Raw genomic sequence first — 26,429 nt, 5'->3', positions numbered from 1 at the left:
AGCCGGTCATAGTTTTGTCACTTCCAATACAGGAAAGAGGTTATGTTCAGGCAGTTGAAACGAACGCTGGTCGCAACCCTTATTGCCACGCTTTTTGCGGGTGCGGTTGTTCCGGCCTTTGCGGATTCGGCAGACAATCTGCCGGATATGGGCACCTCGGCAGGAAGCACGCTCTCCATCGGTCAGGAGATGCAAATGGGCGATTTTTATGTTCGCCAATTGCGCGGCAGCGCCCCGCTGATTAACGATCCGCTGTTAGTGCAGTATGTCAATTCGCTGGGCATGCGATTGGTTGCTCATGCCTATTCCGTGAAAACCCCTTTCCACTTCTATCTTGTCAATAATGACGAAATCAACGCCTTCGCCTTTTTTGGCGGCAATGTGGTGCTGCACTCGGCGCTTTTCCGTTATACGGATAACGAGAGCCAGCTCGCCTCGGTGATGGCGCACGAAATTTCCCACGTGACTCAGCGCCATCTGGCGCGGGCGATGGAAGATCAAAAAAGCAGCGCGCCGCTGACCTGGGCCGGAGCGCTGGGGTCGATTTTGCTGGCGATGGCTAACCCGCAAGCCGGTATGGCGGCGCTGACCGGTACGCTGGCGGGCACGCGACAAGGGATGATCAGTTTTACCCAGCAGAACGAACAGGAAGCGGATCGCATTGGCATTCAGGTGCTGCAACGCGCCGGGTTTGATCCGCAGGCGATGCCGACATTCCTTGAGAAATTGCTCGATCAGTCGCGCTACTCCAGCCGTCCGCCGGAAATTTTGCTCACCCACCCATTGCCGGAAAGCCGCCTGTCGGATGCCCGCAACCGCGCGAACCAGATGCGTCCTGTGGTGGTGCAATCCTCTGAAGAGTTTTACATGGCGAAGGCCAGAACGCTGGGCATGTACAATTCCGGACGCAATCAGTTAACCGATGACCAGCTTGATGCCTGGTCGAAGGGCAATGTTCGCCAGCAACGCGCCGCGCAATATGGCCGCGCGTTACTGGCAATGGAAGCGAAAAAGTTCGGCGACGCGGCGAAAACGTTGCAGCCATTGCTGAACGCCGAGCCGAATAACGCCTGGTATCTCGACCTGTCGACGGATATCGATTTAGGGCAGAACAAAAGCGCCGACGCCATTAAACGCCTGAATGCGGCGAGCGAGATAAAAACCAACCCGGTGCTGCAACTCAACCTGGCGAATGCTTACTTAGAAGGCGGCCAGCCTGCGCAAGCGGTACAGATCCTCAACCGCTACACATTTACCAATAAAGATGATGTCAACGGCTGGGATTTGCTGGCGCAGGCCGAAGGCGCGCTTGGCAACCGCGATCAGGAGCTTGCTGCGCGGGCTGAAAGCCAGGCACTGGTCGGCAGGCTGGATCAGGCGATTACGCTTTTGAGCAGCGCCAGTTCGCAGGTGAAACTCGGCAGCCTACAACAGGCGCGTTACGATGCGCGTATTGATCAGTTGCGCCAAATGCAGCAGCGTTTCCGCCCGTACGAAAAGATGTAACTAAGGAGAGAAGATGTCAGACGCGGTAAAAATCTACCATAACCCTCGTTGCTCCAAGAGCCGCGATACGTTAAGCCTGCTGAAAGCGAACGGCATTGAGCCGGAAATTGTGCTCTATCTTGAAACGCCGCCAAATGCGGCAACGGTGCGCGAATTGCTGTCGATGCTTGGCATGTCCAGCGCGCGGGAATTGATGCGCACCAAAGAGGATCTATATAAATCCCTCAACCTCGGCGACAGCAAATTATCCGAAGCCGAGTTAGTGCAGGCGTTGGTGGACAACCCGAAGTTGCTCGAACGCCCGATTGTGGTTGCCAACGGCCAGGCGCGAATTGGCCGCCCGCCGGAGCAAGTTTTGGAAATTATGGGGTAATCGCGATTCGGAGATCATCGCCGGATGGCGGCGTTCCGCCTTATCCGGCCTACAGGTCGTCGTAGGCCCGGTAAGCGCAGCGCCACCGGGCAATCATCGCGGGAGCAAACGTTCGCGTTATCCGCCCAACGAATATTTAAAGCTTCAGAATATCTTTCACAAACGGAATGGTGAGCTTGCGCTGCGCGGTGATCGAGGCGCGATCCAGCTGATCAAGCGTATCAAACAGGGTGCGCATTTCGCGATCGAGACGCTTAAGCAGAAAACGCCCGACATCTTCCGGTAACTCAAAACCCCGAATACGCGCGCGCAACTGCAACGCCTGGAGTTTGTCCTCATCGGACAAGGGTTGCAGCTTGTAGATTTGCCCCCAGTCGAGGCGCGAGGCGAGATCCGGTAAGCCCAGATTCAACTGGCGCGGCGGCCGGTCTCCGGTGATCAATAAGCGGGTTTTACCCTGCTCCAGAATGCGGTTGTAGAGATTGAAAATCGCCATCTCCCACGGCTCATCGCCCGCGACACATTCGATATTATCGATACAAACCAGCGAAAGTTGCTCCATCCCTTCCAGCACCTCCGGCACAAACCAGGTGCGCTTATCCAGCGGCACGTAACCCACTGCGTCGCCGCGCTGGGAAAGTTCCGCACAAGCGGCATGCAGCAAATGGCTGCGGCCTGCGCCTTCGCGCGACCAAAAATAGATGTATCCGCTATGGGCCTGGCGCAAAACGTTTTGCAACGCCGCCAGTAAAGAGGGGTTATCACCCGGCCAGAAACTCGCGAAGGTTTCATCATCGGGTAAATATAATGGCAGGGAGAGCTGTGCCGGCGTGTTCAGAGGTACCTCAACAAGGCTTACAAAAAACGCAGTGAGTCTATCATAAAAACTTGCGAGGGTTGAACCGGGCGCAACGCCCGGTTCAATTATGCGCGATGCTTACGATTTTGCGTTGTCGTTATCGGGCGCATCCAGCACCACTTCTTCCGGGCGCAAGACGCTAATCAGCTTGAAGATCAAGCTCAAACAAACGCCCACGATGGTCGCCAGCGCCATGCCTTTCAGCTCTGCCGCGCCAATGTGCACTTTCGCGCCACTCACACCGATAATCAGGATCACGGAGGTCAGGATCAAGTTTTGTGCTTTGCTGTAATCGACTTTCGATTCGATCAGTACGCGAATACCGGACGCGCCGATGACCCCGTACAGCAGCAGCGAAACGCCGCCCATTACCGGTACCGGAATGATTTGGATAGCCGCCGCCAGTTTACCCACGCAAGAGAGCAGGATGGCGATGATCGCCGCGCCGCCAATCACCCAGGTACTGTATACGCGAGTGATCGCCATCACGCCGATATTCTCGCCGTAAGTGGTGTTCGGCGTAGAACCAAAGAAACCGGAGATCATCGTCGACAAACCGTTAGCAAACATTGAGCGATGCAGGCCTGGATCGCGGATCAGATCTTTTTTGACGATATTCGCTGTCACCACCAGATGACCCACGTGCTCGGCAATCACCACCAGTGCCGCCGGCAGAATGGTGAAAATCGCAAACCACTCAAAACGCGGCGTGTAGAAGGTTGGCAGAGCGAACCAGTGCGCCTGGGCAATCGGCGTGGTATCAACAACGCCCATTGCGAAGGAGAGCGCGTAGCCCGCCAGCACGCCGATGAGGATCGGGATAATCGCCAAAAAACCGCGAAACAACACCGAGCCAAACACCGTCACGCCGAGCGTCACCAGCGAAATAATGACGGTTCGCGAATCCGCGCTCTGCCCGTCGGCTGGCAGCAATCCGGCCATATTCGCCGCCACGCCCGCCAGTTCCAGGCCGATAACGGCAACGATTGCGCCCATTGCCGCAGGCGGGAACATCACATCCAGCCAGCCGGTACCGGCTTTTTTCACGATAAAAGAGACGAGACAGAACAGCACGCCGCACATGATAAAGCCGCCGAGCGCCACTTCGTAACCCAGCGGCAACAGCAGCAATACCGGGGAAATAAAGGCAAAGCTGGAGCCGAGATAAGCCGGGATTTTCCCTTTACAGATAAAGATGTACAGCAGCGTCCCGACACCATTGAACAGCAGCACGGTGGCCGGGTTGATGTGAAACAGGATTGGCACCAGCACGGTTGCGCCGAACATGGCGAACAGGTGCTGTAAACTAAGCGGGATCGTCTGCAAAAGCGGCGGTCTTTCACTCACCCCGATAGCACGGCGCGTCATAGTGTTTTCCTCTGAGTGTTGTTGTTGTCTGCCCGTCCAGGTTGGCGGGCAGTGTTATGAATCCCAAAAAAAAGCCGACTATCAAAGTCGGCTTTCGATGTTTAATTCGTTATTTCGTACCAAAGATTTTGTCGCCGGCATCGCCGAGACCAGGAATGATGTACCCGTGTTCGTTAAGGCCCTGGTCAATCGACGCGGTGTAGAGTTCGACATCCGGGTGCGCTTTTTCCAGCGCCGCCAGACCTTCGGGCGCGGCAACCAGTACCAGCACTTTAATGCTGTGGCAGCCGGCATTTTTCAGCAGGTCGATAGTGGCGATCATCGAACCACCGGTTGCCAACATCGGGTCAACCACCAGCGCCATACGCTCGTCGATATTGGAAACCAGCTTCTGGAAATACGGTACTGGCTCCAGGGTTTCTTCATTTCGGTAGATACCGACGACGCTGATGCGCGCGCTCGGCACGTGCTCCAGCACGCCTTCCATCATGCCAAGACCAGCACGCAGGATTGGTACAACGGTGATTTTCTTGCCTTTGATCTGGTCAACCTGCACCGGGCCGTTCCAGCCTTCGATGGTGACTTTTTCAGTTTCCAGGTCTGCTGTTGCTTCATACGTCAGCAGGCTGCCGACTTCCGAGGCGAGTTCACGAAAGCGTTTGGTGCTGATGTCGTTCTCTCGCATCAGGCCCAGCTTGTGTTTGACGAGTGGGTGTTTTACTTCCACGACCTTCATACTCTTCTCCTTCCCCAGACAGGTGGCAGCCACAAAAAAAATCGCCGGATTATACCGCTTTTTTTCCGTTGCGCTATAGACAGCTGCTTGATCGCGATCAATTAGACTGGAAAAGAGTATATCGTAAGAATCCAGCGTGCCCTGAAATAATGGACTCGCAAACGTTTGCCTTGGCTGCTAGAATTGCGCCGAATTTTATTTCTACCGCTAGTAAATAAACGCGTGGGGACTGAAGCAGTGACCGATAAAACCTCTCTCAGCTATAAAGATGCCGGTGTTGATATTGACGCGGGCAATGCTCTGGTTGACCGAATCAAAGGCGTGGTGAAGAAGACCCGCCGTCCGGAAGTGATGGGCGGTCTGGGCGGCTTCGGTGCGCTGTGCGCGCTGCCGCAAAAATATCGTGAGCCAGTACTGGTTTCCGGCACTGACGGCGTAGGCACCAAACTGCGTCTGGCAATGGATCTGCAACGTCACGACACCATCGGCATCGACCTGGTGGCCATGTGCGTTAACGACCTGGTGGTACAAGGCGCTGAGCCGCTGTTCTTCCTCGACTATTACGCGACCGGCAAGCTGGATGTTGATACCGCAGCAAGCGTCATTAACGGCATTGCCGAAGGCTGCTTGCAATCTGGCTGTGCGCTGGTTGGCGGCGAAACGGCGGAAATGCCGGGGATGTATCACGGCGATGATTACGACGTGGCCGGTTTCTGCGTCGGCGTGGTAGAAAAATCAGAAATCATCGATGGCACCAAAGTGGCTGACGGTGATGTGCTGGTGGCGCTGGCCTCCAGCGGCCCACACTCCAATGGCTATTCGCTGGTGCGTAAAGTCCTCGAAGTGAGCGGCGCCGACCCGCTAACCACGCAACTGGAAGGCAAACCCCTCGCTGACCATCTGCTGGAACCCACCCGCATTTATGTGAAATCTGTGCTTGAGCTGATTGCGAATGTCGACGTGCATGCCATCGCTCACCTGACCGGCGGCGGTTTCTGGGAAAACATCCCGCGCGTGCTGCCAGACAACACGCAAGCAGTGATTGATGAATCCTCCTGGCAGTGGCCGGCCGTCTTTAACTGGCTGCAAAACGCCGGGAATGTCAGCCGCCATGAGATGTACCGCACCTTCAACTGCGGCGTCGGGATGGTTATCGCTCTTCCCGCGCAAGAAGCGGATAAAGCCATTGATTTCCTGAATACCAAAGGTGAAAACGCGTGGAAAATCGGTATTATCAAAGCATCCGATTCCAGTGAGCGTGTGGTCATTGAATGAAAAACATTGTGGTGCTGATTTCCGGTAACGGCAGTAATTTGCAGGCGATTATTGATGCCTGCAAACAGAAGAAAATCAACGGCACCCTGCGGGCAGTCTTCAGTAACAAGGCCGATGCTTTCGGCCTTGAGCGTGCGCGGGAAGCCAACATTCCCGCTCATGCGCTGAGTGCCGAACAGTTCGCCAGCCGCGATGCGTTCGACCGTGAATTGATGCTGGAAATTGACGCCTACGCCCCGGATTTGGTGGTGCTGGCGGGTTACATGCGCATCCTCAGCCCGGCGTTTGTAGCGCATTATGCCGGTCGCCTGTTGAATATCCACCCTTCCCTGTTACCGAAATATCCCGGTTTGCATACCCATCGCCAGGTGCTGGAAAACGGCGACGAAGAGCACGGCACCAGCGTGCACTTTGTCACGGATGAGCTGGACGGCGGCCCGGTGATTTTGCAGGCGAAAGTGCCGGTGTTTGATGGCGATACGGAAGACGAAGTGACCGAACGCGTGCAGGCGCAGGAACACGCCATTTACCCGCTGGTGGTGAGTTGGTTTGTTGAAGGTCGCTTGACCATGAAAGAGAACAGCGCCTGGCTGGATGGGGTTTGTTTACCCCCCGAAGGCTATGCCGCCGACGAATCATAAGTACAGCGTTTTATCTTTCTTGTCGGATGGCGGCTGGTGCTTTATCCGGCCTACAGGGTTTTGTAGGCCCGGTAAGCATCGCGCCCCGGACAAACTTTCCCTCATCTTTCGCGTATTTTCATCCCGCCAGGCAATAAAACAGATTACTGTCATACTTTTTTGTCATAGTTGGACATCTCATAGCAAAGCTCGCCATAATCAATTGTGTTTTACGAAGGAACGCCAGCAACGTTCACCTGTAAGTCGGGGTACTGCGAGCGCGAGAGGGATTTGCCGTGCCCCGAGATAGAACCGGAGTGTAAACAGGAATGGGTCAGGAAAAGTTATATCTCGAAAAAGAACTAAGCTGGTTGTGCTTTAACGAACGCGTTTTACAAGAAGCGGCGGACAAGAGTAATCCTCTTATCGAACGTATGCGTTTTTTGGGGATCTATTCCAATAACCTTGATGAATTCTACAAAGTCCGTTTCGCGGAACTTAAACGTCGGCTGATCATCAGCGAAGAGCAAGGTGTTGCCACCAATTCACGTCATCTGCTGGGAAAAATTCAGTCTCGCGTACTGAAGGCCGATCAGGAGTTCGACGGTCTGTATAACGATCTGCTGCTGGAGATGGCGCGTAATCAAATCTTTCTGATTAACGAACGCCAGCTTTCCCAGAATCAACAAAGCTGGCTGCGTAGCTACTTCAAACAATATCTTCGCCAGCACATCACGCCGACATTGATTAACCGCGAAACCAACCTGGTGCGTTTCTTAAAAGATGATTACACCTATCTGGCGGTGGAAATCATTCGCGGCGACGATACGCGTTACGCCCTGCTTGAGATCCCATCGGACAAAGTGCCGCGCTTCGTCAACCTGCCACCGGAAACACCGCGCCGCCGCAAGCCAATGATCCTGCTGGATAACATTCTGCGTTACTGCCTGGATGATATCTTCAAAGGCTTCTTTGATTACGACACGCTGAACGCCTACTCGATGAAAATGACCCGTGACGCCGAATATGATCTGGTGCACGAGATGGAATCGAGCCTGATGGAGCTGATGTCATCAAGCCTGAAACAGCGTTTGACCGCCGAGCCGGTGCGTTTTGTTTACCAGCGCGATATGCCGGACGCGATGGTCGAAATGCTGCGCGAAAAGCTGACCATCTCCCGCTACGACTCGATCATTCCCGGCGGGCGTTACCATAACTTCAAAGACTTTATCGGCTTCCCGAATGTCGGCAAAGCCAACCTGGTCAACAAGCCGCTGCCGCGTTTGCGCCACGTTTGGTTTGATAAATTCCGCAACGGTTTCGACGCCATCCGCGAACGCGATGTGCTGCTCTACTACCCATATCACACATTCGAGCATGTCCTTGAATTGCTACGACAGGCATCGTTCGACCCGAACGTGCTGGCCATCAAAATCAATATTTACCGCGTGGCGAAAGATTCGCGCATTATCGATTCGATGATCCACGCCGCGCACAATGGCAAAAAAGTCACCGTGGTGGTGGAGTTGCAGGCGCGCTTTGATGAAGAAGCCAATATTCACTGGGCGAAACGGCTGACAGAAGCTGGTGCGCAAGTGATCTTCTCCGCGCCAGGTTTGAAAATTCACGCCAAGCTGTTCCTCATCTCACGCATGGAAGGCGAGGAAATCGTGCGCTACGCGCACATTGGTACCGGCAACTTCAACGAGAAAACCGCGCGGATCTACACCGACTATTCGCTGATTACCGCCGATGCGCGCATCACCAATGAAGTGCGCCGGGTGTTCAACTTTATCGAAAACCCCTATCGCCCGGTGAATTTCGAATACCTGCTGGTGTCACCGCAAAACTCGCGTCGTTTGCTGTATGACATGATCGATGCCGAGATTGCCAACGCGCAAAACGGTCAGCCATCCGGCATTACGCTGAAGCTGAACAACCTCGTGGATAAAAGCCTGGTGGATCGCCTGTACGCCGCCTCCAGTTCCGGCGTGCCGGTGAATCTGCTGGTGCGCGGCATGTGCTCGCTGATCCCGGATTTAGAAGGCATCAGTGAAAATATTCGCGTCATCAGCATCGTTGACCGTTATCTTGAGCACGATCGCATCTATATTTTTGAGAACGGCGGCGACAAGCGAGTCTATCTCTCGTCCGCTGACTGGATGACGCGAAATATTGATTACCGTATCGAAGTGGCGGCCCCACTGCTTGATCCGCGGCTTAAACAGCGCGTTCTGGATATCATTGAGCTGCTGTTCAGTGATACCGTGAAGGCCCGATACATCGATAAAGAACTGAGCAATCGTTATGTGCCGCGCGGCAATCGCCGTAAAGTGCGGGCGCAACTGGCGATTTACGACTACATCAAATCACTCGAACAACCCGATTAATCTATGCCGATACAAGAAAAGATGCCACGACCGGAAGAGTTTGCCGCGGTCGACCTGGGTTCCAATAGTTTCCACATGGTGATTGCACGTGTGGTCGACGGGGCGATGCAAATCATCGGCCGTCTTAAGCAACGCGTCCACCTGGCTGATGGGTTGGACAGCAACAATATGCTGAGTGAAGAGGCGATGGAACGCGGGCTGGCTTGCCTGTCGCTTTTCGCCGAGCGGCTGCAAGGCTTTGAGCCATCAAGCGTGTGCATTGTGGGGACACACACGCTGCGCCAGGCGTTAAACGCGCCAGAGTTTCTCAAACGCGCAGAAAAAGTGATCCCCTATCCGATTGAAATCATTCCTGGCAATGAGGAAGCGCGCCTGATTTTTATGGGCGTGGAACACACGCAGCCGGAAAAAGGCCGCAAGCTGGTGATTGATATCGGCGGCGGTTCAACGGAACTGGTGATCGGCGAAGATTTCGAACCGAAGCTGGTTGAAAGCCGCCGTATGGGCTGCGTCAGCTTCGCGCAGATGTACTTTATGGGCGACACCATCAACGGCGAAAACTTCCGCCGTGCGCGCATGGCGGCGACGCAAAAGCTGGAGTCCCTTGCCTGGCAGTTCCGCATTCAGGGCTGGAACGTGGCGATGGGCGCCTCCGGCAGTATCAAAGCGGTGTATGAAGTGCTGATCGCCTCCGGCGAGAAAGATGGCCTTATCACCCCGGATCGGCTGGAAAAACTGGTCGCAGAAGTGCTGAAGTACAAAAGCTTCAGCGAACTGAGCCTGCCAGGACTTTCCGAGGAACGCAAAGCGGTGTTTGTGCCGGGTTTGGCTATCCTTTGCGGCGTGTTCGATGCACTGGCGATTCGCGAGCTGCGTCTTTCCGACGGTGCATTGCGCGAAGGCGTGCTGTACGAAATGGAAGGCCGTTTCCGCCATCAGGACATTCGCAGCCGCACCGCGCAAAGCCTGGCCAGCCAGTACAACATCGACCGCGAACAGGCGCGTCGCGTACTGGAAACCACCACGCTGATGTACGATCAGTGGCAAGCGCAAAACCCCAAGCTGAGTAATCCGCAATTGGCGGCGCTGCTCAAATGGGCAGCGATGCTGCACGAAGTGGGGTTGAACATTAACCACAGCGGGATGCACCGCCATTCGGCGTATATTCTGCAAAACAGCGATTTGCCCGGTTTTAATCAGGAGCAGCAACTGATGATGGCAACCTTAGTACGTTACCATCGTAAGGCTATCAAGCTCGATGAGATCCCGCGGTTTACGCTGTTTAAAAAGAAGCAGTTCTTGCCGCTGGTGCAGATTCTACGTTTGGGCGTGTTGCTGAATAACCAGCGCCAGGCGACCACCACGCCGCCGACGCTGCGCCTGAAAACCGATGACAACCACTGGACGCTCAGCTTCCCGCACGACTGGTTTAGCCAGAACGCGCTGGTGTTGCTGGATCTGGAAAAAGAGCAGGAATACTGGGAAGCGGTTACCGGCTGGCGATTGAAAATCGAAGAAGAGCAATCCCCGGACGTAGCGGCCTGATCCGCCACGCGTTGAATTACGCCTGCGCGACGAGCCGCTCTAACGGCGCAGGCTTACCAATCAGATAGCCCTGCAAATAATCGATACCCAGCGCGATCGCCGCGCTGCGTATCTCTTCACTTTCAACATATTCCGCCACCACCAGCATTTTCTTCATTCGCGCCAGATGGCAAATCGACGCCACAATCTGGTAATCCAGGCTGTTAGAAACAATATTGCGAATAAAGCTGCCATCGATTTTCAGGATATCGGCATTCACGGTTTTTAACCGTGCATAGCTGGCATAACCGGTGCCAAAGTCATCAATCGCCACCCGGCAACCCATCTGTTGCAATTGTGCCAGCGTGTGGTTTGCCTGCTGCAAGTTGGTCAGAGTGTTGCTTTCCGTGATTTCGAAAATTAATTGCCAGGCTTCGACCGCGTATTTGTCCAATAAGCGGCGCACTTCCTGGGCGAAATGCGTGCGACAAATCGATGCCGGGGAGAGGTTAATGGAAAAACGCTGGGCCGGTAACGCCTCGCGGTGTTGCGCCATAAACCCCAACACATGTTCGATAACCCACATATCGATGCGCGATGACAAACCAAACTCATGCGCCACCGGCAAAAACTCGTCCGGGCTGATACTGGCGCCATTCTCTTCGCGCATGCGCAGCAGGATCTCGTAGTAGTCATCGCCGCGCACCCCGTAAATCAGCTGCGCCATCAATTCAAAATGGTCTTGCTCCAGCGCCAGTTGCAGGCGGTTCATCACATCCACTTTGCTTTTCAGGCTGCGCTGTAAATTCGCCGCGCCCCGGTTTTGCAGGTTTTCCGGGTGGTTGGTTGCAAGTGAGAGATCCGCAATGGTGCTCATTTCGCCCAGCAGCAAGTAGAGATGTTTAACCGGCGAGCGCACATAGCAATAACTTAGCCCGACCTGCGGTTGCAGCGGCATGTCGTCCCAGACAAAGCGGAACTGTTTCACGCGCGCATCCAGTTCTTCAATGCGCGTCTGGTGAGACTGCGTGTTCAGCCGAATCACCAGATCGTGACCGGAAAGCTGATACACGCTCTCTTCCGGCGACAGCAAAGGTTTGAGCCAGCTTGCCATGCGTTGTTTGTACTGAATGCGCAGTAAAACACCGTAATTTCGCCCTAACAGTTCCAGTTCCGGTATGCGTAAAAAGCAGAGCACCGACCAGGGCGCATCAGCCAACGCCCGGCTCAGCGCGCGCAGGTTCGGCATATTGGCGACAGGATCGATAAACGCCAGCCGACGGGCGCGATCGTGCACCAGCCGCTGCCGGGTCGCCATTACTGCCATCGCCAGAATGATAAACGAGAACACCAGATAGCTTGAGGAAGCTATTGCCAGTTGCACATCCCACGCGGGGAAAAGCGGCAAATAACGGTAAAAAAAGTGAATGGAGACGATCAGAATCGGCGTCCAGATAAACGACATAAAGCGGAAGCCGTAACGCATCGACCCCCACAGCATTACTGGCAGCAGCAGAGAGAGCGTGTAGTTAGTACTGAAAATGGTGCTGTTTTTATTCAGCGGTCGCAGCAATAGCAGCAGGATGATGGTGATAATGCCAAGCCAGACCACCATCTCGGTGCGCGTGACTTTGCGGTCCACTTCCTGGCGCAACTGCGAGAACCACGAGAGCGCATAGCGCGGGTGGCGAATAATCCGTATCAATAAATAACTAAAAGGAACGCCGGTGATAGAACCCACCAGCAGCCCCTGATAGTTGATGAGCATCGGAACATTGAACGCCATCGCCCCGCTTTCGCTTACCGGGCGATCGTAAAAATTCAGCCAGACGCCGAGTTCAAGGATGATCAGATAGATGGAGGCGGGACAAAGCACCTGCCAGAAGACGCGCTGGGAAACCAGTTCCGCCGTGCCATACGCCACTTTATGCCGCCGCGTGACAAAAATGCGATAACCCAGCCAACTGAGTAATACAGGAAACAGCAGATGCAGGCTTTTCACCATCACACCCAGCGGCCCGGCGGAGCTGTAATGGCAAATCAGCGCAATAACAATGCCCGGCAACGCCACCCAGCCATAAAACATCATCATGGCAATCAATAACGCCATCGGCAGGTAATAAAGAATGACTTCCTGCCCGGAAATAAGGGTAAACGTATTAGCCATGCTAAACAGTGGATACAAAACAGGCGTCACGATGAGCGGCAAAGCCCACCATTTGTCTTTGTAGTAATTGTACTTATTTATAAATGACATAGATGCTCGACAAACATACCCGGATCCCGGTAGGTGTTTCAGGCAGGCATCCGACCTGACTGTGCGGGGCACGATAAGTGCCAGTACGCGGGCGATGTGGAATTCTAGATGTGAACAGTAACGGACAATTGATCTACATCAAAAAACCTTCTTCGACACCTTTTTATTTCCCTGATTTAATCTGATCTCATCGTTTTTTATTTTGTAGATAAATATTTAATTTATCTTATATAAATCTTGCTGATATTTTATTCAATGCGTTTTTGCACCAGGCTTAATTGATCTTCTCGAAAGAGTGTGCCTTAATGTCCGAGTCGCCCGTTGATCGGGTATTCCTAAAGGAACCATTGTGAGTCAGGCAACCAGTATGCGAAAACGACATCGATTTGACAGTCGCATGACCCGTATCGTACTTCTTATCAGTTTCCTCTTTTTCTTCGGCCGTTTCGTCTATTCCTCTATTGGTGCCTGGTACCATCACCAGGAAAAAAACCAACTGCAACCTATCAGTCAAACTATCGATCCCACCGCACAACGCTAAGATTTTCTTCGATTTTATTGACACGCTAACTAGCGTGGTTTTTTTGTACGCCTGAAAAAAGTCAGCACGCCAAAAAGAAAAATCGTCAGCAACACAGACGCGTTGGCTGACGATTTCGATAACATCACCTGGGATTATTTTTCAGCAACGCGCGCCAGCCAGGCGAGATACGCGTCGTTCGCTTCTGCGGGCAAGTTCTGCCGATGCGCGTTGAATTCATCCGTCATGCCGAAAATCTTCCACACCAGCGGCGCGAGTTTTGCCGCCACACTTTGGGTTGTTTCGGCATCGCGCAGCAGCTCCAGACTGCGTTGTTGGTACTCCGCCAGCACGTCGGATTTGTAATCGAACGCTTTGCCAAGCCCCGAAAGATACATCAGCTTTGACACTTCCGTCTGCGGCCATTGCAATGCCATATGCAGCGGCCAGTCGAGCATTGCCCGTTCGCCCCAAATCGCCGAGCGCGGCAATTTTTCATTGGCGACCAGCGTCAGGGTGAACGCCTGGCCCAGCTCACTCAGGTAAATGTCCATCGCTTCCGTGGAAGGACGCAGGTAGAACGCATCCTGCGGCTGTTCACGTTGTTCGCCGACATGCGCGAGTAGTCGTTGCTCAAGGCCCAGAATTAACGCGCCGAGTTCCGGTTGCGCGACGCGAGCGCTTTCGGTCGCCTGTTTTTCGCGGGTGATGCAGTTCCAGAGGCTGAGTGATATCTGCCATTCCCGCACGTCGCCTTCGCCGGTATAGCCCATTTCACCGGTGACAAAATACTTCATGGTCGGCGGTACAATGGTGAACAGGTCATTGCCATCCAGTTCGCCACCTAAAACAACCGGACCGCCGCCTTCGACCACCTGCACATAGCAGCAGCTTGCGTAATCGCTCCAGTAATGCACCGCTTCGGCAAAATAGAGCGGAATGGCGCGCGTCAACCGCCCGATATCATCTTCACGTTGCGATTCAGTGCGCTCAATACCATTGGAAATCTTAGACAGCGCGAAGAAACCGACTTGCGGTGCACCTTCCGGTTTATGGGTGAACAACCAGTCGGCGCTGGCCAAACCGTAGTGCCAAATCGGTTGGGTCAATGCCAGCGTACTGACTTGCAACTGCTGCGGATCGGCAGGCACCGCCTGCGCTTCCTGCTGACGCATCTGCTGAAAAGCCTTCGCGAACTCATCAAGAGGCTGTTTCAGCGGCGCGTAACCCAGCGCGTAGAGGCGCGCGAGCAGTTTTTCGCCCTCTTCTACATTGCCGAGCGCCTGCCAGGCCCGCAGCAAATTGAGGCCGGCCATCGGATCGTGTTTGTGTTCGTCATAAACGGGGGCGATCAATTCGCCGATCAGCGCGATCTCGCCATTGTTGCCAAGATCGCCGGAAATCATCATCAGCGCGCCGCCGTCGTACTTGCCACCTGCCAGCACCTGTTCATATAAGGCACGCGCCGCCGCAACCTCTTTATTTTCCAGATGATGACGTGCTAACCATAATTGCGCCCGCCAACTGCCGGGCAATGCCGAAGCGGTGTTCAACGCTGCCAGGTAACCGGCCTCGCCGCCGCGCTCACGCGCAATCGTCGCCCACCACAGCAAGCCGTTGTCCTGATTGGGATCCGCCTGCACAGCCTGCCACAAAATTTCGTCCGCACGATCGTCTTCCCCGCGCCCGGCAAATACTTTCGCCAGATTGGTCAGCAACGTGCCCGTCGCTCCGACTTTACCGATACCGGCACGCAGCGAATTTTCCGCCGCATCTAGCTGACCGTTTTCCATCAACACAATGCCCTGCGCGGTGTGGCTGCGTTCCGGGATGTCATCGATTTCGACCAACCGCTCCGCCGCGGGGATCAGATCGGCGACAAAGCCATCGTTCAGACCAGAAAGGATCGCATCATAAAGTTCGGCGGCATCGTGCCACTTTTCCTGTAACGAAGGCAGGAACACTTTTTCACGCCATTCGCTGCGGGTGATATGCATCTCGCGCCCGTACGCGTCATACGCGACGATCAACGCTTCGTTTTGCTGGGGCTCGGTTGCGGGGCTTTCAGGTTCAGGTGAATTTTTGCTGGTGATAGCAGAAAGGAGGCGTTTAAACATGGCGATTGTCTTGTTGAGTGAGGTTTTAGGCAGTAAAAGCGTAGCCGTAAAAAGGCGGGGCGTCATCTGTAACGCGCGGAAATGACTCATGTCTTTATCATAAATATGAATGCCTCAACCACTGGGTGTATATTCATGCCATCATCGCAGTTAATTTCGGCAAGGAGCGTGGGTGAACATTTTTGATTTGGAAAAGGAAAAGTTGCGACAGCTTTCCGATGAGCAGTTAGAAGAGCTGATTGCTCGCCTGGCTGAAGCCGAATTAGCATCTGTCGGAGAAAGCCCCGCGCAGGTTTTTTGGGGTGGTTCAATTACCGCACCAGACGACGGAATCGATATTTTGGTAAATGTTGCCAACGCAGATTTCAAAACTGGGTTTATCGTCAAGCCGAATACCGTTTTTCAAGCCAAAAAGCATTCCATGAAGGCCTCATCAATTAAAAAAGAGATGTGTCCCAAAGGGATATTGTCAGCCACTCTCGCCGAACTCGCCGCAACGGGTGGAAGCTACGTCATCGTAAGCCTTGAAGATGATTGTTCTCCGCCCATGAGAAAATCCCGCTTACAGGCAATGCGTGAAGCAGTGAAGAGTGATCCAAACGGTCACAACCTTCATTTAGATTTCTTTGATCCCTCAAAGTTACATCAATGGTTAAGGCAGCACCCCGCAGTGATGCTGTGGGTGCGCAGTGTGCTGGGGTTGAGCCACTCAGGCTGGAGACCGTTTGGCGCATGGAGCAACCCTCCTCTCGGTGCTGACGATACATTAATCCTCGCGCCAGGCGTTTCAGTCACGATGCCTTCAGGCATCCGGTCAGGACTTAAAGAGGCCATTCCACACATTCGTGAGCTGGTCAGATCGACACGCAAAGCGATTCGTATCGCAGGGTTATCAGGTACAGGGAAAACCCGAATAGTCCAGTCTCTTTTCGAAGAGGAGTTTGGTGCTGAAGCACTCGACAAAACTGTCGCTATTTATGCCGATGTCGGTGAAGGGCCTTCGCCTTCTGCAACATCGATGCTGGAAACGCTTCTGGCTGAAAGCAGACGCGCCATTATGGTGCTCGACAACTGCCCTTCAGATCTACACGCTCAACTGGCCTCACGTTTAGTCTCGCAACGATCACAAGTTTCTTTAATCACCGTCGAATATGACATCAGAGATGACAAACCCCAGCAGACTGACGTGATTCATATCGAAGCGGCACATGCTGAAATGGCCGAAACATTATTGCTGCGCCGCTTTCCGAAAATAGGTCAGTTGAATGCAAAAAAAATAGCGGATTTCGCTGATGGTAACGCCCGGATTTCCCTTGCTGTGGCTGAAAGGGTTGAAGTGGGAGAATCACTCGCTCACCTTTCAGATAACCAGTTGTTTGATCGCTTGTTTGAGCAAAGGAACCAACCTGATGAAAATCTGCGAGCGCATGCAGAATCGCTTTCACTCGTCTATTCGTTTTCCGATGATTCTTCAAAAACAGAGATTGATGAGTTAGCCGTTCTCGCCTCTCTATGCGAGATAACACGAACGCAGTTATTTCGTTCTGTTGGCACACTTATCGCGCGTCACATTGCCCAAAAACGCGCGCACTGGCGAGCGATTCTTCCTCATGCAATAGCGAATAGATTGGCAAGCGGAGCGCTGACCAACATCCCCATAGAGATGCTACAAAATACATTTGAGGCGCCGGGCAGTGAAAGGCTTCTGATGTCGTTTGCTCACCGATTGGGATATTTGCATGAGCATCCGGTAGCGCAAAACATTGCCGAAGCATGGCTTACTGAGGGTGGTTTCCTCTATAACCTTCTCGATCTTGAGGATCGAGAACTGCGTATTCTTGAATACATTGCTCCTGTTGTGCCGAATGCAGTTCTCAAAAGAATTGATGAGGTAATAAGCGCCGCCGCCTTTTGCGGAATAAAGCCGGCTTATAGCCCTTGCCGAGTAACAATACTTAATCTTCTTGAGTTAATTGCTTATGACGCTGACATGTTCAACAGGTGTGTTTCTCTTCTTCTCCGGATGGCTGATTTTGAGGATGAATCGAATAATTTTGAGTCATCACACACTAAAATCCTCGGTTTATTTCAGCCTTATTTGTCCGGTACGCGTGCTTCTTTGACGCAACGATTATCGATGGTTAAGGACACATTGTTATCCAGTGATCCCAAGAGACAATCGCTTGGTTTACGTATGCTTTCTTCCGCCTTAGATGGACCCCCCTGGCATGGGGCGGTGATGCATGATTTTGGCGCTCGCCCACGAGATTATGGTTATGAACCCAATAAAGAGGAACTCGTCGCCTGGCGGCATCAGTTTATCGATCTCGCGGTTGCTATTGGGCTTAATAGTCATGTCGAACTGGCAACCAGGGCGAGATCGGTTTTTGCTAAAAAATTCCGCTCACTATGGCGTCATCAGGCGATCCGGGAAAAATTAGTAGAAGCAGCAAGGACCTTAAACCGCAGTCAAACGTGGATCGAAGGATGGAGCGCCGTTCGTTTAATTATCCAATATGACTACAACGATAAGCAGGCCGATGGAAGTGTACCGCAACCTCCAGTCGACCTGGTTGCGCTTGCAGCTGAGCTCACGCCAACAGATCTGATGGACAATATTAAAGCATTTGTTCTTGGAGATGGGCATGCACATTGGGTAATGGATGGCGAATTTGATGGCGACGCGGGCGAACGACATCGTCTTGTAAAAGAAAGATTAGCGGCAAAAGCTGAAGAGTTAGGTGAAGCTTATGCTTGCTCTGGTAATCCGGTATCGATGCTGGGAGCAGATCTGTTTTCACCAAAAGGAATGCCCCACCGAGAAGCGTTTGGCAAAGGTTTAGCAAAAGGTTCCCATGATCCTAAGGCAACCTGGGAAGAGTTGGTTACGTTCCTGCATACCTTGGGTTACTCCAGTTTTAACATCGCCTTGCTATGTGGCTTTATCGAACAACTTACTCTGCAAGCTCGCCCAATGGCGGAAGAACTCTTAGATCAATGTCTGGAAAGTAGTCAGCTTCGGGCTATTTTGGTTGGGTTACAACCTGAACAATACTTTGACAACAATGCATTCCAACGCTGCATGCAAGCATTGAATTATGAGGACGTCAGTGGTTGGTTGTATGAAAGAATGCTGTGGAGAGAATCTTATTCGCTCTCGCAAAATCAAATCATTACGCTTGCAGAGCGATTACTTGAAAAGGATTTAGGAGCGAGCTTCGTTTTGGATGGGCTCGCGATGAAACTTCATAATAAAGATCCCAATAAAGATGTCCTTGGAGCGGAATTACGTCGTATCGGCTTATTAGCTGCTGCTCAGCGCTTACAACAAGCTGGACGAGAGCAGGATTACAACATTGAGATAGTGATAGACGCAGTGCTGTCCTTTCAGGGTAACGAGCAAGAAAAAGTTTCATGGCTTGACGCCATTTTCGCCTACATCGACACACACTACGGATACGCACATGACTTCGAGCGTACCTTCCAGGCGACCGCTGCAAAAATGCCGGAAGCATTTCTGCAACGAATATTCTCCGGTGATGAAAAGTCACAACGAAAACGCAAATTGTTCATTCAAAACGAGGATCAAAAAAACCTTCCTCTGGCAGATATAGATGTAGAGATCCTCATTCGTTGGTGCCAGAAACAAGCGATATCTGATGCCTGGCAGGTCATTGCCAGCGGTATTCCTTTATGGGTAAACGCTGGGAATGAGGGCTCTCTAACGTTAAATCCGAAAGCGCTGCATTTTTTGGAAGAAGCCCCTGACGTCGGGCAAATTTTGCAAATGTACGCACACCAAATTGAGCCCATGTCATGGTCTGGCCCTCGCTCTGAAGTACTGCAAACGAGGGTAAAAATCTTCGAAACCTTAGCAGACCATCACGATAAGCGGATTGCAGAAGCAGCGGCCAAAACCATAGTGACGATTTTGCAGCGGATCGAAGCTGAACGAGAAGAAGAAAGAAAACGTGATGATGAGAATGAACTGAGATTTGAATAATACCCGGAAAAAGGCTCGTGATTACACGGGCCTAGTGTCGTTATGCAAACATTAATAAAGCCGGGGCTCATGGCATTATCGGTTTCGTTACTTTCATTTCGCCACAGCGCGTCGATTCATTATTTCTGTCACATAGTGATCGATAGAAATATTGTGCTCCCGGCTTACTTACTTTTGTTTTTGGTCGGCATCATGACACATTGTTTGTTCATGCTTAATAAGCCACTCCTTGCGCGCGACACCGCCGCCATAGCCGGTCATCGTGCCGTCTTTGCCGATAATCCGATGGCAAGGAATGACGATTGCCACTCGATTTGCACCATTTGCAGCGGCGACGGCTCTTACGGCATTGGGCTTTTCGATTTGCCCAGCAAGTGCTTGATAGTGCGATGTTTGACCATAAGGAATCGCACGCAGTCCCTGCCAGACCGCCTGCTGAAAATCACTGCCAGGCGTATCAAGTTGAAGGTCAAACTGCTGGCGCGTCCCGGAAAAATACTCGCTCATCTCATTTTCCGCTTGCCGGGTATGACTATTTTGCCCGGACATGATTCGCGCTTTGAGTAAACGCTGGAGATCGCGAAATTCGGTTTCCAGCATGCGACGGTCGGTAAATTCCAGCAGGCAAACGCCACGTTCGGTTGCGCAAACAAACATGGGGCCAAGCGGCGTGGTAAAACGGTGAATCATGATCACATCGCGTTGTTCAGTCGGGGCTGCTCCCGTAATCCGTTTATAGGTATAGCCAAAACCGCTTAATGATTCGTAGCCGCTATCAAAAGCAACCTCGGTGGCGGAACGCCCTCCTTTCAGCTCCTGAAGTGCGATATTCACCCGCTGCATGCGTTGAAAAGCCTGGAAGGTAATACCGTGATGTTGTAGAAACCAGCGCCGCACCCGCTCGGGGCTGATGCTTTGCTTACGAAGCTCGGTATCACTTATGCGTGCTTTAGGATTGGCACGCACCAGTTCAAGCGCTTGCTCAATGAAAAGCGGGGCGCTATGGGCATTTTCCGTTGGTTTGCAAACCTTACAAGGGCGAAACCCTGCATCCAGAGCAGATTTAACGTCTTTATAAAACTCAACATTTTCGCGCTTCGGTTTTCGCGCCCGGCAGACAGAAATACAAAATACGCCGGTCGTTTTAACACCAACAAAAAACACCCCCGTGTACTCCGAATCACGCTCAAGAAGTGCCTGGTACCAGACATTGCATTGGTCATTATCAAGAACTTTCATTAACCAACTACTCCGGCAAAGGACTGCTGCGACTGGATAGTTTGCATGATATTTTCAAGCTTCAATTGAAGAGCCGAATGAACAAAATTACCCATAGAAATTCGATTCACACCTAATTGTCCTAGTCTGTCGAACCTCGGAAGATCGGGCATGCACATGATGTTTAGCGGCAAATTAATCTCCCGGGACAGGGTCTCAATATCGTTTTCAGCCGTCAGGCAGGGAACAAAAAGGCCGTCGGCGCCAGATTGCTCATATAATCGACCACGTAACAGTGTTTCCTGCAATGCCTGTTGATGATTAAGAAGAAACGTATCGGTGCGAACATTAATAAACAATGGATAATTCTCATCAGCCAGCTGCTTACGAATCTCTTTTAATCTGCTGGCAAATGTCACGGCATTATCGAGTTGTCTTACACCATTAACAACGCGGCTATCCTCAAGGTTGACACCCACAACGCCAAGCTGGGCGAGACGTTTAAGATTCGTGGTCATTTCGTTTGCCGTCTCACCAAAGCCAGCTTCAACATCAACACTTAATGGCAGGCAAGTGGCTGATTTAATACGGGTAACAATGTAGAACAGCTCATCAAATGACATAGCTTCGCCGTCTTCATAACCTAACATCGCGGCAATCGCTGCACTTGATGTTCCCAAAGCCTGATAGCCCGACCGCTGCGCTGCACGCGCGCTGCCAGCATCCCAGACATTTGCGATAAGTAACGGTTTGTTTTGATGATGAAGTTCAGTGAAATCCATGATTTTCTCCTTATGTGGTGACCAGGATGAATCTAGGGCATCCAACTGAACCCTCACAACCGAAAATCGGACGAACATTTTTTTGTGTGTATTTACCGTAACGTCGGGTTTAGCGCTGGGGCAATGTCATAAAAAAACCCGCTTTCGCGGGTTTCGTTTTATTCAACTGGCAGGAATCTTATTCCCACTCAATCGTTGCTGGCGGCTTGCCACTGATGTCATACACGACACGGGAAATGCCATTAACTTCGTTGATGATGCGGTTGGAGACGCGACCGAGGAAATCATACGGCAGGTGTGCCCAATGCGCGGTCATAAAGTCGATGGTTTCCACTGCGCGCAGAGAGACAACCCAATCATATTTACGACCGTCGCCCATCACGCCAACGGAGCGAACGGGCAGGAAGACGGTGAACGCCTGGCTCACTTTGTTGTAGAGATCGGCTTTATGCAGCTCTTCAATAAAGATGGCGTCGGCACGACGCAGCAGGTCGCAGTACTCTTTCTTCACTTCGCCCAGCACGCGAACGCCAAGGCCTGGGCCTGGGAACGGGTGGCGGTACAGCATGTCGTACGGCAGGCCGAGTTCCAGACCGATTTTACGCACTTCATCTTTGAACAGCTCTTTCAGCGGCTCAACCAGGCCCATCTTCATCTCTTTCGGCAGGCCGCCGACATTATGGTGAGACTTGATGACGTGCGCTTTGCCGGTGGCGGAAGCAGCAGATTCGATAACGTCCGGGTAAATCGTACCCTGCGCCAGCCATTTCACATCTTCCAGTTTCAGGGCTTCTTCGTCGAACACTTCAACGAACACGCGGCCGATGATTTTACGTTTCGCTTCTGGATCGTTCTCGCCCGCCAGCGCGCTCAGGAAGCGCTCTTCTGCCGGAACGTGAACAATGTTCAGGCCGAAATGGTCGCCGAACATATCCAACACCTGCTCAGCTTCGTTCAGGCGCAGCAGGCCATTGTCGACGAAGACACAGGTCAGGTTTTTACCGATTGCGCGGTGCAGGAGCATCGCGGTAACGGAAGAATCAACACCGCCGGAAAGGCCGAGAATGACTTTATCGCCACCCACTTGCTGGCGGATGCGTTCAACGGCGTCATCAATGATTTTGGCCGGTGTCCACAGCGCTTCGCACTGGCAGATATCACGCACAAAACGCTCCAGCAGGCGCAAACCCTGGCGGGTGTGCGTCACTTCCGGGTGGAACTGCACACCATAGAAGCGTTTTTCTTCATTCGCCATGATCGCGAACGGGCAGGTTTCGGTACTGGCAACGGTCACGAAGTCGGACGGGATCGCCGTCACTTTATCGCCGTGGCTCATCCATACATCCAGCAGCGCTTTGCCTTCTGCGGTCAGGGAATCTTCAATACCGCGGATCAGCGCGCTGTCGGTCTGTACTTCAACCTGCGCGTAACCAAATTCGCGCTCGTTGGAACCTTCAACGTGGCCGCCGAGTTGCATCGCCATGGTCTGCATGCCGTAGCACACACCCAGCACCGGAACACCGGCTTCGAAAACATATTGCGGCGCGCGGGGGCTGTTATCTTCTGTGGTGCTTTCCGGGCCACCGGAAAGGATGATGCCGCTTGGATTGAAGCCGCGGATCTGCGCTTCGGTGACATCCCACGCCCACAGTTCACAATAGACGCCCAGTTCACGCACGCGACGTGCGACCAGTTGTGTGTATTGCGAGCCAAAGTCGAGGATGAGAATACGATGTTTATGAATATTGTCCGTCATTGACGTTTGTTCCGAGGCAAAAGGCGAAAGGTCAGCGCCCGGTAAAAACCGGGCGCGAAAATCATTAAGAACCCATGCGGTAGTTCGGGGATTCCTTGGTGATGGTCACGTCGTGAACGTGACTTTCCTGGATGCCCGCACCACTAATACGCACAAACTCCGCTTTAGTGCGCAGGGCGTCGATAGTACCACAGCCAGTCAGACCCATACAGGAACGCAGGCCGCCCATCTGCTGGTGAATGATCTCTTTCAGGCGGCCTTTATACGCCACACGCCCTTCGATACCTTCCGGCACCAGTTTGTCGGCGGCGTTATCGGTCTGGAAGTAGCGGTCGGAAGAGCCTTTGGACATCGCGCCCAGCGAACCCATGCCACGATAAGATTTGTAAGAACGGCCCTGGAAGAGTTCGATTTCGCCCGGAGATTCTTCGGTGCCTGCCAGCATAGAGCCAACCATCACCGCGCTTGCGCCAGCGGCGATCGCTTTCGCGATATCACCAGAGAAACGAATGCCACCATCAGCGATAACCGGAATGCCCAGGCCTTCCAGCGCTTCAACCGCGTCAGAGACAGCGGTGATTTGCGGAACGCCCACACCAGTTACGATACGGGTAGTACAAATGGAGCCAGGGCCGATACCAACTTTCACCGCGCTTACGCCCGCTTCGGCCAGTGCGCGAGCACCTGCGCCAGTGGCGACGTTGCCGCCGATGATTTGCAGATCCGGGTATTTAGCGCGCGTTTCGCGAATGCGCTGCAACACGCCTTCGGAGTGGCCATGGGAGGAGTCAATCAGCAGCACGTCAACGCCTGCGGCAACCAGCGCATCAACACGCTCTTCGTTACCGGCGCCCGCACCGACCGCCGCGCCAACGCGCAGACGACCCTGCTCATCTTTACAGGCGTTCGGTTTACGTTCTGCTTTCTGGAAATCTTTAACAGTGATCATGCCGAGCAGGTGGAAGCTGTCATCGACAACCAGCGCTTTTTCAACGCGTTTTTCGTGCATTTTCGCGAAAACCACTTCGCGGGATTCACCTTCACGCACGGTAACCAGACGCTCTTTCGGCGTCATATAAACGCTAACTGGCTGGTTCAGATCGGTCACGAAACGCACGTCACGACCGGTGATGATGCCAACCAGTTCGTTGTCGGTGTTTACAACCGGGTAACCGGCGAAACCATTACGCTCGGTCAGTTCTTTCACTTCGCGCAGCGTGGTGGTCGGCAGAACAGTTTGCGGATCTTTAACCACGCCGGATTCATGTTTTTTCACGCGGCGAACTTCTTCCGCCTGGCGTTCAATAGACATGTTTTTGTGAATAAAGCCAATGCCGCCTTCTTGTGCCAGGGCAATCGCCAGGCGCGCTTCCGTCACGGTATCCATCGCCGCTGAGAGCATAGGAATGTTCAGGCGAATGGATTTGGTGAGCTGAGTGCTCAAGTCGGCAGTATTCGGCAGAACGGTAGAATGGGCGGGAACGAGGAGGACGTCGTCAAACGTCAGGGCTTCTTTAGCGATACGTAGCATGGGCAATATCTCTGACCTGGATGGTTAAATATTGCCGTGGCATTATACAGAGCGTAACCGATTGCATCCACACTTTTTTAGAAAAATACTTGCTATCGCCTCGTATCGGGTTACTATCGAACGAATAACCTGCTGATTTAAAATTTGATCTAGCTCACATGTCATCGTTCCAAACTCCTTCCATTTTTACAGTCAGCCGCCTTAACCAGTCGGTGCGATTACTGCTGGAACGTGAAATGGGGCAAGTATGGATCAGCGGCGAAATCTCCAATTTTACCCAGCCCTCTTCGGGTCACTGGTACTTCACTTTAAAAGATGACACCGCGCAGGTGCGCTGTGCGATGTTTCGCAACAGCAACCGCCGCGTCACTTTTCGCCCGCAGCACGGCCAACAAGTTCTGGTGCGTGCCAATATCACGCTTTATGAGCCGCGCGGTGAATATCAAATCATCGTCGAAAGTATGCAGCCTGCTGGCGAAGGCCTGCTGCAACAGAAATACGAGCAGCTTAAAAGCAAGCTCGCGGCCGAAGGGCTTTTCGATCAGCAATTCAAACACCCCCTGCCCTCGCCTGCCCACTGCGTTGGGGTGATCACTTCAAAAACCGGTGCGGCGCTGCACGATATTCTGCATGTTCTTAAACGTCGCGATCCGTCACTGCCGGTGGTGATTTATCCCACCGCTGTACAGGGTGAAGATGCGCCTGCACAAATCGTTCGTGCCATCGCCCTTGCCAATAGCCGCCAGGAGTGCAACGTGTTAATCGTCGGGCGCGGCGGCGGTTCGCTGGAAGATTTATGGAGCTTCAACGATGAGCGCGTCGCGCGGGCCATTTTCGCAAGCGCCATTCCGGTAGTGAGCGCTGTAGGCCACGAAACTGATGTCACTATCGCGGATTTTGTCGCCGACCTGCGCGCACCAACGCCTTCCGCCGCGGCGGAAATTGTCAGCCGCAACCAACTTGAGTTGTTGCGCCAGGTGCAAGCGATGCAGCAACGCCTGGAAATGGCGATGGATTATTATCTCGCGGGCCGCAACCGCCGCTTTGCGCAGCTTAACCATCGCCTGCAACAACAACATCCGCAGCTTCGCCTGGCGCGCCAGCAAACGGTGCTCGACAGGTTACAGCAGCGGATGCAGCACGCGCTGGATAACCAGTTGAAGCGCGCTTCGACACGCCAGCAACGTGTTCTGCAACGTCTGAATCAACAAAACCCACAGCCGCATATTCACCGGGCGCAAACGCGCGTGCAGCAGCTTGAATATCGCCTTGCCCAGAATATTCGCGATCGGCTGAGCAACACGCGCGAGCGTTTTGGCACGGCGATTACCCACCTGGAAGCGGTTAGCCCGTTGGCGACGCTGGCGCGCGGTTACAGCGTGACCACCGCAACAGACGGCAAAGTGCTCAAGCAAACCAAACAGGTGAAAGCGGGCGATAAGCTGACCACCCGGCTCAATGATGGCTGGGTCGAGAGCGAAGTCAGCGGCATTATCCCGGCGAAAAAGCCCCGCAAGCGTAAAACCCCGTAATTTGTCCGACCAGTCGGTTTAACGAACCTATACTTTTTGTTGTTCTTTCATGATTTATCAAG

Annotated in this window: 18 protein-coding genes; 9 read left to right on the top strand and 9 right to left on the bottom strand. The window is 53.0% G+C overall.

Annotation, left to right across the window (positions count from 1 at the left end; translation table 11 throughout):
- Window positions 1–42: 42 nt before the first annotated feature.
- Window positions 43–1,506, top strand: coding sequence for a beta-barrel assembly-enhancing protease (bepA, locus tag AAEY27_RS06440; protein ID WP_342324060.1), 1,464 nt, complete (start codon window positions 43–45; stop codon window positions 1,504–1,506).
- 13 nt (window positions 1,507–1,519) lie between these two features.
- Window positions 1,520–1,879 (top strand): arsenate reductase (glutaredoxin), encoded by a 360-nt coding sequence (arsC, locus tag AAEY27_RS06435; RefSeq protein ID WP_342324059.1) that lies wholly within the window; start codon window positions 1,520–1,522, stop codon window positions 1,877–1,879.
- A gap of 136 nt (window positions 1,880–2,015) precedes the next feature.
- Here the strand turns inward: arsC and AAEY27_RS06430 are convergent, their stop codons facing one another.
- The 3 genes from AAEY27_RS06430 to upp all read right to left on the bottom strand — a co-directional run bounded on the left by AAEY27_RS06430 (window position 2,016) and on the right by upp (window position 4,842).
- Complete coding sequence (locus AAEY27_RS06430) at window positions 2,016–2,717, bottom strand: DnaA inactivator Hda (RefSeq protein ID WP_342325485.1); 702 nt, start codon at window positions 2,715–2,717, stop codon at window positions 2,016–2,018.
- Between the two features lie 99 nt (window positions 2,718–2,816).
- Complete coding sequence (gene uraA / locus AAEY27_RS06425) at window positions 2,817–4,106, bottom strand: uracil permease (protein ID WP_342324058.1); 1,290 nt, start codon at window positions 4,104–4,106, stop codon at window positions 2,817–2,819.
- A 109-nt stretch (window positions 4,107–4,215) separates the two neighbouring features.
- Window positions 4,216–4,842 carry a uracil phosphoribosyltransferase gene (gene upp / locus AAEY27_RS06420; RefSeq protein ID WP_017458966.1) on the bottom strand — a complete coding sequence of 209 codons (627 nt, stop codon included), beginning with the start codon at window positions 4,840–4,842 and terminating at the stop codon, window positions 4,216–4,218.
- 237 nt (window positions 4,843–5,079) lie between these two features.
- Between upp and purM the strand changes: the two genes are divergently transcribed.
- The 4 genes from purM to ppx all read left to right on the top strand — a co-directional run bounded on the left by purM (window position 5,080) and on the right by ppx (window position 10,672).
- Complete coding sequence (purM, locus tag AAEY27_RS06415; RefSeq protein WP_342324057.1) at window positions 5,080–6,117, top strand: phosphoribosylformylglycinamidine cyclo-ligase; 1,038 nt, start codon at window positions 5,080–5,082, stop codon at window positions 6,115–6,117.
- Window positions 6,114–6,758, top strand: coding sequence for a phosphoribosylglycinamide formyltransferase (purN, locus tag AAEY27_RS06410; RefSeq protein WP_342324056.1), 645 nt, complete (start codon window positions 6,114–6,116; stop codon window positions 6,756–6,758). The genes purM and purN overlap by 4 nt, the downstream gene beginning before the upstream one ends.
- A gap of 308 nt (window positions 6,759–7,066) precedes the next feature.
- On the top strand, window positions 7,067–9,127 hold the full coding sequence (ppk1, locus tag AAEY27_RS06405) for a polyphosphate kinase 1 (RefSeq protein WP_342324055.1): 2,061 nt from the start codon (window positions 7,067–7,069) through the stop codon (window positions 9,125–9,127).
- A 3-nt stretch (window positions 9,128–9,130) separates the two neighbouring features.
- Window positions 9,131–10,672 (top strand): exopolyphosphatase, encoded by a 1,542-nt coding sequence (gene ppx, locus AAEY27_RS06400; RefSeq protein ID WP_342324054.1) that lies wholly within the window; start codon window positions 9,131–9,133, stop codon window positions 10,670–10,672.
- 16 nt (window positions 10,673–10,688) lie between these two features.
- Here the strand turns inward: ppx and AAEY27_RS06395 are convergent, their stop codons facing one another.
- Complete coding sequence (locus AAEY27_RS06395; RefSeq protein ID WP_342324053.1) at window positions 10,689–12,908, bottom strand: EAL domain-containing protein; 2,220 nt, start codon at window positions 12,906–12,908, stop codon at window positions 10,689–10,691.
- Between the two features lie 349 nt (window positions 12,909–13,257).
- On the opposite strand from AAEY27_RS06395, the gene AAEY27_RS06390 reads away from it, so the two are divergent.
- Window positions 13,258–13,449 carry a YfgG family protein gene (locus AAEY27_RS06390; protein WP_342324052.1) on the top strand — a complete coding sequence of 64 codons (192 nt, stop codon included), beginning with the start codon at window positions 13,258–13,260 and terminating at the stop codon, window positions 13,447–13,449.
- Window positions 13,450–13,583: 134 nt separating this feature from the next.
- Here the strand turns inward: AAEY27_RS06390 and AAEY27_RS06385 are convergent, their stop codons facing one another.
- The gene (locus AAEY27_RS06385) at window positions 13,584–15,545 is read right to left on the bottom strand and encodes a tetratricopeptide repeat protein (protein ID WP_342324051.1); all 1,962 of its coding nucleotides are present in this window, start codon (window positions 15,543–15,545) and stop codon (window positions 13,584–13,586) included.
- Between the two features lie 172 nt (window positions 15,546–15,717).
- Here AAEY27_RS06385 and AAEY27_RS06380 point away from each other — a divergent pair, with 172 nt between their 5' ends.
- Window positions 15,718–19,548: a hypothetical protein gene (locus AAEY27_RS06380; protein ID WP_342324050.1), complete on the top strand. Its 3,831-nt coding sequence runs from the start codon at window positions 15,718–15,720 to the stop codon at window positions 19,546–19,548.
- A 168-nt stretch (window positions 19,549–19,716) separates the two neighbouring features.
- Here AAEY27_RS06380 and AAEY27_RS06375 read toward each other — a convergent pair whose 3' ends face one another.
- The 4 genes from AAEY27_RS06375 to guaB all read right to left on the bottom strand — a co-directional run bounded on the left by AAEY27_RS06375 (window position 19,717) and on the right by guaB (window position 24,835).
- Window positions 19,717–20,787, bottom strand: a complete 1,071-nt coding sequence (locus AAEY27_RS06375) for a bifunctional transcriptional activator/DNA repair enzyme AdaA (RefSeq protein WP_342324049.1) — start codon at window positions 20,785–20,787, stop codon at window positions 19,717–19,719.
- A complete protein-coding gene (locus AAEY27_RS06370; protein ID WP_342324048.1) occupies window positions 20,787–21,548 on the bottom strand; it encodes an isocitrate lyase/PEP mutase family protein in 762 nt (253 codons plus the stop codon). The genes AAEY27_RS06375 and AAEY27_RS06370 overlap by 1 nt, the downstream gene beginning before the upstream one ends.
- Window positions 21,549–21,726: 178 nt before the next feature.
- Window positions 21,727–23,304, bottom strand: a complete 1,578-nt coding sequence (gene guaA / locus AAEY27_RS06365; protein WP_342324047.1) for a glutamine-hydrolyzing GMP synthase — start codon at window positions 23,302–23,304, stop codon at window positions 21,727–21,729.
- 64 nt (window positions 23,305–23,368) lie between these two features.
- Window positions 23,369–24,835 (bottom strand): IMP dehydrogenase, encoded by a 1,467-nt coding sequence (gene guaB, locus AAEY27_RS06360; protein WP_342324046.1) that lies wholly within the window; start codon window positions 24,833–24,835, stop codon window positions 23,369–23,371.
- 158 nt (window positions 24,836–24,993) lie between these two features.
- Between guaB and xseA the strand changes: the two genes are divergently transcribed.
- Window positions 24,994–26,367 carry an exodeoxyribonuclease VII large subunit gene (gene xseA / locus AAEY27_RS06355; RefSeq protein WP_342324045.1) on the top strand — a complete coding sequence of 458 codons (1,374 nt, stop codon included), beginning with the start codon at window positions 24,994–24,996 and terminating at the stop codon, window positions 26,365–26,367.
- Window positions 26,368–26,429: the final 62 nt, after the last annotated feature.

The organism is Kosakonia sp. BYX6 (assembly GCF_038449125.1).
Taxonomy (GTDB): domain Bacteria; phylum Pseudomonadota; class Gammaproteobacteria; order Enterobacterales; family Enterobacteriaceae; genus Kosakonia; species Kosakonia calanthes.
This window is presented reverse-complemented; position numbering and strand designations above follow the sequence as displayed.

Excerpts from the sequence above, each read along its gene's own strand:
- bepA (WP_342324060.1), top strand. The coding sequence starts at position 43 with ATGTTCAGGCAGTTGAAACGAACGCTGGTCGCAACCCTTATTGCCACG.
- arsC (WP_342324059.1), top strand. The coding sequence starts at position 1,520 with ATGTCAGACGCGGTAAAAATCTACCATAACCCTCGTTGCTCCAAGAGC.
- uraA (WP_342324058.1), bottom strand. The coding sequence starts at position 4,106 with ATGACGCGCCGTGCTATCGGGGTGAGTGAAAGACCGCCGCTTTTGCAG.
- upp (WP_017458966.1), bottom strand. The coding sequence starts at position 4,842 with ATGAAGGTCGTGGAAGTAAAACACCCACTCGTCAAACACAAGCTGGGC.
- purN (WP_342324056.1), top strand. The coding sequence starts at position 6,114 with ATGAAAAACATTGTGGTGCTGATTTCCGGTAACGGCAGTAATTTGCAG.
- ppk1 (WP_342324055.1), top strand. The coding sequence starts at position 7,067 with ATGGGTCAGGAAAAGTTATATCTCGAAAAAGAACTAAGCTGGTTGTGC.
- ppx (WP_342324054.1), top strand. The coding sequence starts at position 9,131 with ATGCCGATACAAGAAAAGATGCCACGACCGGAAGAGTTTGCCGCGGTC.
- AAEY27_RS06395 (WP_342324053.1), bottom strand. The coding sequence starts at position 12,908 with ATGTCATTTATAAATAAGTACAATTACTACAAAGACAAATGGTGGGCT.
- AAEY27_RS06385 (WP_342324051.1), bottom strand. The coding sequence starts at position 15,545 with ATGTTTAAACGCCTCCTTTCTGCTATCACCAGCAAAAATTCACCTGAA.
- AAEY27_RS06375 (WP_342324049.1), bottom strand. The coding sequence starts at position 20,787 with ATGAAAGTTCTTGATAATGACCAATGCAATGTCTGGTACCAGGCACTT.
- AAEY27_RS06370 (WP_342324048.1), bottom strand. The coding sequence starts at position 21,548 with ATGGATTTCACTGAACTTCATCATCAAAACAAACCGTTACTTATCGCA.
- guaA (WP_342324047.1), bottom strand. The coding sequence starts at position 23,304 with ATGACGGACAATATTCATAAACATCGTATTCTCATCCTCGACTTTGGC.
- guaB (WP_342324046.1), bottom strand. The coding sequence starts at position 24,835 with ATGCTACGTATCGCTAAAGAAGCCCTGACGTTTGACGACGTCCTCCTC.
- xseA (WP_342324045.1), top strand. The coding sequence starts at position 24,994 with ATGTCATCGTTCCAAACTCCTTCCATTTTTACAGTCAGCCGCCTTAAC.